The sequence below is a fragment of the Novosphingobium sp. 11B genome, assembly GCF_054589055.1.
Map to the genome: position 1 here is coordinate 1 of NZ_BAAILP010000066.1, position 10075 is coordinate 10075.

Here is a 10075-nt window from a genome sequence, read left to right on the forward strand (position 1 = left end):
GAAAGCTGGGACCGCTGGCCGAGCCAAGCCCAACCCTCGGCGGGGCTGGGTTCGAACGCGCGTTGGCCGTAACAGGCCAGCGGTCCCAGCTTTCGCTGGGATGACGCCGGTTGTGCGCGCATGCCAACACGGGTGGCACCCCGGCGCGGCATTCCCTATAGGGGCGCGCAGAATCGCCGCCCCCATCGCGGCGCCGCAGGGATACGCACGCCATGAAGTTCTTCGCCGACACCGCCGAAATCGCCGACATCAAGGAACTGGCCGACACCGGCCTGCTCGACGGCGTGACCACCAACCCCTCGCTGATCGCCAAGTCGGGCCGTGATTTCATGGAAGTCACCGCCGAGATCTGCAAGCTGACCACCGGCCCCGTCAGCGCCGAAGTCGTCGCGCTCGACCACGCGGGCATGATGCGCGAGGCCGAAATCCTCCGCAAGATCGCCGACAATGTCTGCATCAAGGTGCCGCTTACCATCGACGGCCTCAAGACCTGCAAGGCGCTGACAGGCGAAGGCACCATGGTCAACGTGACGCTGTGCTTCTCGGCCAACCAGGCGCTGCTCGCCGCCAAGGCCGGCGCGACCTTCGTGTCGCCTTTCGTCGGCCGTCACGACGACAACGGCTTCGACGGCATGGCGCTCATCAGCGACATCCGCCTGATCTACGACAACTACAACTTCGCGACCGAGATCCTCGTCGCCTCGGTGCGCCACGGCGTTCACGTTCTGGAAGCCGCGCGCATCGGCGCCGACGTGATGACCGCGCCGCCGTCGGTCATCAAGGGCCTGTTCAAGCACGTCCTGACCGAAAAGGGCATCGAAGGCTTCATGGCCGACTGGGCCAAGACCGGCCAGTCGATCTGACCTGACGGGGCGGGGTCTGCCCACCCCGTCCGGCTAGGCCCTGCGGGCCAAGCCTCCCGGCCCTCCCGCATGCGGGACGGCAAGACGCAGTGCTCTCATTCCCCTCCCGCTTGCGGGAGGGGGCAGGGGTGGGCTTCGGCCTCACGCCCCAAACCACCCCCTCTCACATCGCCCATTTGAGCCAGCCGCGCCAATGCGCTAGGCACCTCGGGCAATGTCCGACGAATCCCCAACCGATCGCTTCAAGTCCGTCCTCACCGGAGCCTCGCGCGCCATCGCGCAGGAGGCGGAGGTCGAAGTGAACTGGACCGCCGATGCGCCCAGTTCCACCGGCAACACCTTCCGCGTGCCGATGCCCGGCCGCAGCCTGCCGCGCGCCGCCGCGATGCAGGCGCGCGGCTTCGCCGACAGCTTCGCGCTCAAGCTGCGGCATCACGACGACAAGCTGCACATGCGCAATGCCCCCGCCGAGCCGACCGCGCGCGCCGCGTTCGATGCGGTGGAGACGGTGCGCTACGAGGCGCTGGGCGCCAATGCCTATGACGGCATGCGCGACAATCTCGATGCCGCGCTGCTGACGCGCATCACGTCCGATCCCATCAGCCGCGCCGACACGCCGGACGCGGTGCCGGTCCCCGCAGCCCTTGCGCTGCTGCTGCGCGAGCGCCTGACCGGTCAGGAAATCCCCGAGATCGCGCGCCCCGGCGTCGAAATGGTCCGCAAGTGGATCGAGCGCAAGGCCGGCACCGACTTCGATGCCCTGGCGAATTCGCTGCACGACCAGAAGGCGTTCCAGAGCCTGTCGCTCGACATGCTGCAGCACCTTGAACTCACCCGCGCGGAGGAAGTGCCGCAGGAACCCACCGACATGGAAGACATGGACGGCGAGGAAGAGACCGAGGAGCAGGAGGAAGGCGGCGAAGAGGGGCAGGACCAGAATCCCGCCGAAATGGCCGCCGAACCCTCGCAGGGCGACGACGAGGGCGAGAGCGAGGCCGAAGGCGAAACCTCCGATGACATGGAGGAGGGCGAAGACGGCCAGGAAGGCGAGGAGGGCATGCTCCCCGTTCGCCCGAACCGTCCATGGACGGACATCCCGGATAGCTTCGACTACAAGGTCTTCACCGAAGCCTTCGACGAAGTCGTCGGCGCCTCCGATCTCTGCGACGAGGAGGAACTGACCCGCCTGCGCGCCTATCTCGATGCGCAGCTCAAGGGCCTGCAGGGCGTGGTGACGCGCCTTGCCAACCGCCTGCAGCGCCGCCTGATGGCGCAGCAGAACCGCTCGTGGGACTTCGACCAGGAAGAGGGCCTGCTCGATGCCGCGCGTCTGGCGCGCGTGGTCGTCTCGCCGGGGCAGTCGCTGTCTTACAAGATCGAGCGCGACGTGGAGTTCAAGGACACCGTCGTCACCCTGCTGCTCGACAATTCCGGCTCGATGCGCGGGCGCCCGATCTCGATCGCGGCGATCAGCGCCGACGTGCTGGCACGCACGCTGGAGCGCTGCGGCGTGAAGGTGGAGGTCCTCGGCTTCACCACCCGCGCGTGGAAGGGCGGGCAGAGCCGCGAGAGCTGGCTGGCGAACGGCAAGCCCGCGCACCCCGGCCGCCTCAACGACCTGCGCCACATCGTCTACAAGAAGGCCGACGAACCCTGGCGCCGCGCCAAGAAGAACCTCGGCCTGATGATGCGCGAGGGGCTTCTCAAGGAGAACATCGACGGCGAGGCGCTGCTCTGGGCGCACAACCGCATGCTGGCGCGTCAGGAGGACCGCCGCATCCTGATGGTCATCTCCGACGGCGCGCCGGTGGACGATTCGACCCTCTCGGTGAACTCGGCGGGCTATCTGGAGGCGCACCTGCGCCGCGTGATCGAATGGATCGAGAGCAAGTCCCCGGTCCAGCTGGTGGCGATCGGCATCGGCCACGACGTGACCCGCTACTACCGCCGCGCCGTGACGATCATGGATGCCGAGCAACTCGGCGGCACGATGATCGAGCAGCTCGCGGGGCTGTTCGAGGAGGAGTGATGCCTGCCGTCCTGACCGTTCAGGGCCAATCTAGCTGGGAGATTTACGAGCCTCCTACCTAAAAAGTCTTACAGGTCGGGCATTGCTTCGAAAATTTCTGTTGCTCCCTCGTAAAGATCGCGCAATTTCAGCGTGAAACGGGGGAATCATAATGATGTATGTGCGACATTTCGTGCGTGCGCTCTTGGCGGGCGTACTAGTTCTGTGTTCTGCGCAAGTCGTTGCTCAGGAAAAGACTGGGAATAAGCCCGGTTTCTCGCTCAAGCCGGGGACCGTGCGGATTGTTCTGATGCGACCCACAATCCGCGTCGGAGAACAGTCCACGGGCGGCATGAACGAACCGAACGCCGACTGGACGGCGCAAGCGCGGGAAAATCTGGGCACGGCGCTCAAGGATGCGCAGGGTCAACTCGGTAATGTCGTCGTCGATTACGACGAGGGCACAAGCAGCGACGGCAGCGTGGTCGGGCAGTACGAGAACCTGTTCGGCACCGTGGCGGATTCGGTGATCGAGTTCCAGTTCTTCCCCGGCAACAGGCTTCCAACCAAGAAGCGCAAGGACACCTTCGAATGGGGCGTCGGCCCCGGCATCGCCGAGATCAGCTCGCTCAAGAATGCCGACTATGCCTTGTTAATCAATACGTACGATTCGTATGGATCAGCGGGCCGCAAGGCACTGCAGATATTCAGCGCGATGGCTGGTGTCAGCGTGACGTCCGGCGTCCATTGGGGCCATGCCGGCCTGGTGGACCTTAAGACCGGTGAATTGGTCTGGCTGAATGCCGACCGCCAGATGGGCGGTGACGTGCGCACGCCCGAAGGCGCGATCAAGCGCGTTACCCAGTTGTTGGAGGGCTTTCCCGGGCGGATGGCCGGCGTGCCGGTAGCGGTGAAGTGAGATGGGCCGCCTGACGGTTGCGTTCGGCGCGGCCGTGGCGGGAGTTCTGCTTGCAGGAACTGCCCCGCCGCCGCCAGCAACGCCCCCTTTCTCGACCACGCTTCCGCCTTACGTCCAGGCCTATGAACCCACGACCGTCGATGAACGCGGACTGTGGATGGAGGCTGATGAGCAGGAACGCACGCTGCGTGATTCCGCACTCGTCATGCACGAGGACGACCTCAACCGCTACGTGAAGGGTGTGCTGTGCAAGGCCGTGGGCCAGGAACGCTGCCGCAGCGTCCGGGTCTATGTCCTCGAAGTTCCGCAGTTCAACGCCTCGATGTCGCCAAACGGCACGATGCGGGTGTGGAGCGGCTTGCTGCTCAGGGTGCAGAATGAAGCGGAACTGGCGGCCATTCTCGGCCACGAATTCGCGCATTTCGAGCTGCGCCATGGGCTGCGCGCGTTCAAGCAGGCACGCAGTTCCACCGATGTCGCGGCATGGGTGGGGCTTCTCGGCGCGGCGGCGGGGGTAAGCCCGGCGGCGCTGCAGATGAGCGTGATCGGCGGTATCTACCGCTTCAGCCGAGATCAGGAAGCCGCCGCCGACATGCTCAGCCTCGGCTACATGGCGAATTCGCCTTATCCCAATGCCGCCGCTGCCGACGTGTGGCGTTACGTGATGGGAGAGGACGACGCCCGCTCGATTTCGCGCGGCTTGAAGCCGAAGCAGGCGTATTCGTCGGGGTTCTTCGATACCCATCCGGCTTCGCTGGCCCGCGCGACTTACCTGCAAGAGGAAGCCATGCGCCAACCGCATCCGGGTGACTATGGCGCCAAGGCCTACCGGGATGCGATGCGCCCGTACCTCGCTCGTTTTCTGGCCGCGCAGGTCAAGGCGAACGACTTCGGCGGCAGTGAATACCTGCTCCAGAAGATGTCGGGGGTCGAAGGCTGGACGGGTGATCTGCTGTTTGCACGCGGCCAGCTATACAGATCGCGGGGCAACCCGCGCGACCTTGCCACCGCCTCGCAATTCTTCCGCGAGGCGATCACCCAGGGCTACGCCGAACCGGTCGTCTATCGCGAACTGGGTCTCTCGCTCATGCGCAACGGAGAACAGGCCGACGGCCGCACCGCCCTTCAGGAATACCTCACACGCAGTCCGGATGCCTCCGACCGCGGCATGATCAATGCTTTGGTCGCCACCAAATAGGATTTTGCAAAGATGAAGAAGGTACTTTTGGTTCTGCTTGCCGCGCTGGCGATGCAAGCTCCTGCGGTCCACGCCAATTCGCTGATCGCGGCAGGCCCGACCGCCAAGATCGCCAAGTCGTCGATCGCGTCCTCTCCGGACGGCGAGTGGAACAAGCTGAGCTTCAGCGGCGGACCGAATGTCGAAGTCTGGACGCGCGACGGCGACAACCTCAACAAGGTCTCGTTCTTCGGCGGCGTGGCTGCCGGCATGCCCATCTATCGGGAAGCTAACAAGAAGAAAGCGCCGCTCCCGAAGGTTGATGGTGCCATGCTTTTGCCCGACATTCCTCTGCTGCTCGAATCCACCTATCGCGCGCGGTTCCAGGTCAACCGCATGGCGATCGACAGTCAGGACGTGACGACGGCAGGTGGAAGGCAGGCAATTCGCTTCACGTATTCGTACGTTCGCGACGAGGATGGCGTGGAGCGCAAGGGCGAGGCCATCGGTACGATGGTCGACAAGAAGCTCTACCTTGTCACCTACGAGGCGCCTTCGATCTATTACTTCGGCAAGGATCTGGAGGCGTACCACAAGATCGTGGACTCGCTGAAGTTCTGACCCTGCGGTATGGGGGCGGCGCCTTGCGCTGCTCCTATACCTGCCATCGGCTTGACTGCCGCGCCGGGCTGCCTATTCGGCAAGGCATGACCGACGCATCCCAGCTGACGCTGTTCAACAGCCTGACCCGCAAGCTCGAAATGTTCGAGCCCGTCCACCCGGGCGAGGCGCGCGTCTATACTTGCGGGCCGACGGTCTACAACTACCCACACATCGGCAACATGCGCGCCTACGTCTTCGCGGACATTCTGGGCCGGACGTTGAGCCACAAGGGTTACAAGCTCACCCACGTCATCAACATCACCGACGTCGGCCACCTGACCGACGATGCCGATGCGGGCGAGGACAAGATGGAGAAGATGGCGCGCACGCAGTCCCAGTCCATCTGGGACATCGCAGAGCATTACACGCAGGCCTATTGGGCCGACATCAAGGCGCTGGGCATCCGCCAGCCGGCGAAGTGGTCGATCGCCACCGACTACGTTCCGCAGATGATCGAATTCGCCGAGAAGATCGCGCCAATCCATTGTTATGAATTGGAAAGCGGTCTCTACTTCGACGTCTCCACCGTCGCCGATTACGGCCGCCTCGCGCGCGCCGTCACCGAGGAGGGCGAGGGGCGCATCGAGGCCGTGGACGGCAAGCGCAACGCCGCCGACTTCGCGATCTGGCGCAAGACGCCCGAGGGCGAGAAGCGGCAGATGGAGTGGGATTCACCCTGGGGCAAAGGCGCGCCGGGCTGGCATCTCGAATGCTCGGTGATGAGCGGCGATTTGCTCGGCTTTCCGTTCGACATCCACACCGGCGGCATCGACCACCGCGAGATCCATCACCCCAACGAGATCGCCCAGAACCAGGCGTTCTGCTGCAACCCCGGAGACTCCTGCGGTCTCGACGTGCCCGCAAATTCCGGTGCCAAGGTGTGGATGCACAACAATTTTCTTGTCGAGCGCTCAGGCAAGATGAGCAAGTCGTCAGGCGAATTCCTGCGGCTGCAATTGCTGATCGACAAGGGCTACCACCCGCTCGGCTACCGCATGATGTGCCTGCAGGCGCATTACCGAAGCGAGCTGGAATTCAGCTGGGAAGGTCTCGCGGCCGCACTGGTGCGTCTCAAGCGCATGATCATCGTCGCCGAGCGTCTTGCCGACGTGGAAGCCGGTGAACCCTCGCATCCCAAGCTCGCGCCGATGCTCGAAACGTTCGAGAAGGCGATCGGCGAAGACCTCAACACCGCGATCGCGCTGACCGCGCTGGAAGAGGTGTTGGCCGCGAAGAAGGTCGATCCCGCCGCCAAGCGCGCCGTGGTCGAGACAATGGACGCGGTGCTCGGGCTCGACCTGTTCGGCACCGCGCGCGCCGATCTGCGCCTGCGTCCCAAGACGGCGGCAATTACCGAGGCGGAGATCGAGGACGTGCTCGCCGCCCGCAAGCAGGCACGTGCCGACAAGGACTTCGCGACTTCCGACGCCCTGCGTGACGAACTTGCGGCCAAGGGTGTCGAGGCGATGGACGGCGATCCGCTCGGCTGGGAATGGAAGCTGGCCTGATTGTTGCCATGAACGCAAGGGCGGATGCCGAACCCGCCCTTGTCTTCCCGCGCGGATGCTCCGAGGCTGGCAAGCTATTGTAGTTGCCCGGATTAGGAGTGCCCCATGACCGCCGCGCTGATCAATGCCAACTCGCGCCCATGGCTGGAGGGCAAGCTGCCCGAAGGCGTCGAGCCGCTGTGGTTCGAGGATGCCGACCAGCTCATGGCGCTGGCACCTCGCGCCGAAGTGGCATGGCTGGACATGATCGCGCCGCCCAAGGCCCGCGAGGCATTGCCCCTGATGACCGGGCTCAAGTGGTATTGCGCTATGTCCTCGGGCGTGGACTGGCTGCCGCTCGACCTTTTCCGGGAGCGCGGCGTCGCGCTGACCAATGGCGCGGGAATCCATGCGCAGAGCGTATCCGAATATGCGCTCATGGGCATGCTGACGATGGCCAAGGGCTGGCGCGAGGTCGTGCGGGCGCAGGATCGCCACGAATGGCTGCCCGATTCGCCGGGCAAGCGCGAGTTGCTGGACAGCGAAGTGCTGGTGATCGGCGCGGGCGAGATCGGCGCGAAGATCGCCGGGATGCTGTGTGTATTCGGCGCCAAAGTCACCGCCGCGCGCCGCACGCCGGGTGAAGGCGAACTCGGGCAGGACGAATGGCAGGGCGCGCTCGGGCGGTTCGACTGGGTGATCCTGATCGTCCCCTCGACGCCGCAGACGACCGGCATGTTCGGCGCGGAGCAGTTCGCGGCGATGAAGCCGGGCGCGGTCCTGCTCAATTTCGCGCGCGGTACGGTGATCGATCAGGACGCGCTGCTCGCCGCGATCGATTCGGGGCACCTGGGCGGGGCGTTCCTCGACGTGACCACGCCCGAGCCGCTGCCCTCGGACCATCCGCTGTGGTCGCGCGAGAACGTGCATATCTCCATGCACTTGTCCGGCCGCGCGCAGGATGCATTGTTCGCGCGCGGCTCGGCGCGGTTTCTCGGTAACCTCGGGCGCTATTTACGCGGAGAGCCGCTGGCGCATCAGGTCGATCTCGCGCAGGGTTACTAGCTCTGCTTGCCCCCGCCTGATATTTTCTACGGCGAGGCTGATTAATTCATCAGGGACGGTCCTGAACAGAATCGCGTATCAGCCTCGATCAAGACGGCCGGGCATCAGGGACCGGCGGCAGGAAGAGGGAAAGCTGGATCATGGCCGAGAGCGACAAGCGCAAGGCGTCGGACCTGTTCATCGAATGTCTCGAGCAGGAAGGTGTCGAGTATATCTTCGGCGTGCCGGGCGAGGAAAACCTCGATTTTCTGGATTCGCTGTCGCGTTCGAAGCAGATCAAGCTGATCCTGACGCGTCACGAACAGGGCGCGGGGTTCATGGCCGCCACTTACGGGCGCCACACGGGCAAGGCTGGTGTCTGCCTCTCGACGCTGGGGCCGGGGGCGACGAATTTCGTCACCGCTGCCGCTTATGCGACGCTCGGCGGCATGCCGATGCTGATGATCACCGGCCAGAAGCCGATCAAGAAGTCGAAGCAGGGCCGCTTCCAGATCCTCGATGTCGTCTCGATGATGCAGCCTATCACCAAGTATGCGCATCAGATGGCGTCCTCGGACAACATTCCGAGCCGCGTGCGCGAGGCGTTCCGCATCGCCGAGGAAGAAAAGCCCGGCGCGGCGCATATCGAACTGCCCGAGGACATCGCCGACGAGCACACCGATTCGCGCCCCGTTCCGCGCTCGATCGTGCGGCGCCCGACGGCGGACGTGAAATCGATCGTCCAGGCCGTCGATGCCCTGCAGACGGCGAAGCGTCCCGTTCTCGTGATCGGCGCAGGCGCGAACCGCAAGATGACCAGCAAGATGTTGAGCGAGTTCGTCGAGAAGACCGGCATTCCGTTCCTCACCACCCAACTCGGCAAGGGCGTGATCGACGAGCGCCATCCCAAGTTCCTGGGCTGCGCTGCACTGTCCTCGGGCGATTTCGTGCACCGCGCGATCGAGGACGCCGACTGCATCGTCAACATCGGCCACGACGTGATCGAGAAGCCGCCGTTCTTCATGCACAACGACGGCACCCGCGATGACCGCACGGTGATCCACATCTCGACCAAAACGGCCGAGGTGGATCCGGTCTACTTCCCGCACATCGAGGTGATCGGCGACATCGCCAACGCCATGTGGCAGATCAAGGAGGCGATCACGCCTTCGCCCAAGTGGAACTTCGATTCGATGCTGCGCTTCCGCGCCGCCGAGGTCGAGCACACCGCGAAGCTGGCGGCGGACGAGCGCTTCCCGATCTTCCCGCCCCATGCCGTGCAGCAGGTGCGCGATGCGCTGCCCGACGATGCGATCGTCTGCCTCGACAACGGCGTCTACAAGCTGTGGTTCGCGCGCGGCTATTGCGCGATGAAGCCGAACACGGTGCTGCTCGACAACGCGCTGGCGACGATGGGGGCAGGGCTGCCCTCGGCGATGGCGAGCGCGATGGTCTATCCCGAGCGCAAGGTCTTCGCGGTCTGCGGCGACGGCGGGTTCATGATGAACAGCCAGGAGATGGAGACGGCGGTGCGCCTCGGTCTCAACCTGACGGTGCTGATCCTGAACGACAATGCCTATGGCATGATCCGCTGGAAGCAGGCCAACATGGGCTTCGCGGACTTCGGGCTGAACTATGGTAACCCGGACTTCGTGCAGTATGCGCAGAGCTACGGCGCCAATGGCTACCGGGTTGAGAGCGCCGCGCACCTCAAGGAACTGCTCGCGCACTGCCGCGATACGCCGGGCGTGCATCTGATCGACTGCCCGGTCGATTATTCCGAGAACGATCGCATCCTGAATACCGCGATCAAGGAACTCTCGCGGGCGCTCTGAAGGCGCTCATCCTCCCTGTCGCGTAGCGATGGGGAGGTGGCAGTCGCGCAGCGACTGACGGAGGGGGCTTTGAGCGCGC

General features: G+C 64.5%; 8 protein-coding genes. All 8 read left to right on the top strand.

The window, feature by feature from the left end; translation table 11 throughout:
- Positions 1–212: 212 nt before the first annotated feature.
- The 8 genes from fsa to ACYPYD_RS06065 all read left to right on the top strand — a co-directional run bounded on the left by fsa (position 213) and on the right by ACYPYD_RS06065 (position 9996).
- Entirely contained in the window at positions 213–863 is a 651-nt protein-coding gene (gene fsa / locus ACYPYD_RS06030; protein ID WP_211150040.1) for a fructose-6-phosphate aldolase, read from the top strand.
- A 214-nt stretch (positions 864–1077) separates the two neighbouring features.
- Positions 1078–2892 (top strand): cobaltochelatase subunit CobT, encoded by a 1815-nt coding sequence (gene cobT / locus ACYPYD_RS06035; RefSeq protein ID WP_459662466.1) that lies wholly within the window; start codon positions 1078–1080, stop codon positions 2890–2892.
- 154 nt (positions 2893–3046) lie between these two features.
- On the top strand, positions 3047–3790 hold the full coding sequence (locus tag ACYPYD_RS06040) for a hypothetical protein (RefSeq protein WP_459662486.1): 744 nt from the start codon (positions 3047–3049) through the stop codon (positions 3788–3790).
- 1 nt (position 3791) lies between these two features.
- On the top strand, positions 3792–4988 hold the full coding sequence (locus ACYPYD_RS06045; protein WP_459662467.1) for a M48 family metalloprotease: 1197 nt from the start codon (positions 3792–3794) through the stop codon (positions 4986–4988).
- A 12-nt stretch (positions 4989–5000) separates the two neighbouring features.
- Positions 5001–5588 (top strand): hypothetical protein, encoded by a 588-nt coding sequence (locus ACYPYD_RS06050; protein WP_008830040.1) that lies wholly within the window; start codon positions 5001–5003, stop codon positions 5586–5588.
- Between the two features lie 86 nt (positions 5589–5674).
- Positions 5675–7138, top strand: coding sequence for a cysteine--tRNA ligase (gene cysS / locus ACYPYD_RS06055; RefSeq protein WP_459662468.1), 1464 nt, complete (start codon positions 5675–5677; stop codon positions 7136–7138).
- A gap of 105 nt (positions 7139–7243) precedes the next feature.
- Positions 7244–8182: a D-2-hydroxyacid dehydrogenase gene (locus tag ACYPYD_RS06060; RefSeq protein ID WP_271184212.1), complete on the top strand. Its 939-nt coding sequence runs from the start codon at positions 7244–7246 to the stop codon at positions 8180–8182.
- 140 nt (positions 8183–8322) lie between these two features.
- Positions 8323–9996 carry an acetolactate synthase large subunit gene (locus ACYPYD_RS06065; RefSeq protein WP_459662469.1) on the top strand — a complete coding sequence of 558 codons (1674 nt, stop codon included), beginning with the start codon at positions 8323–8325 and terminating at the stop codon, positions 9994–9996.
- Positions 9997–10075 lie beyond the last annotated feature (79 nt).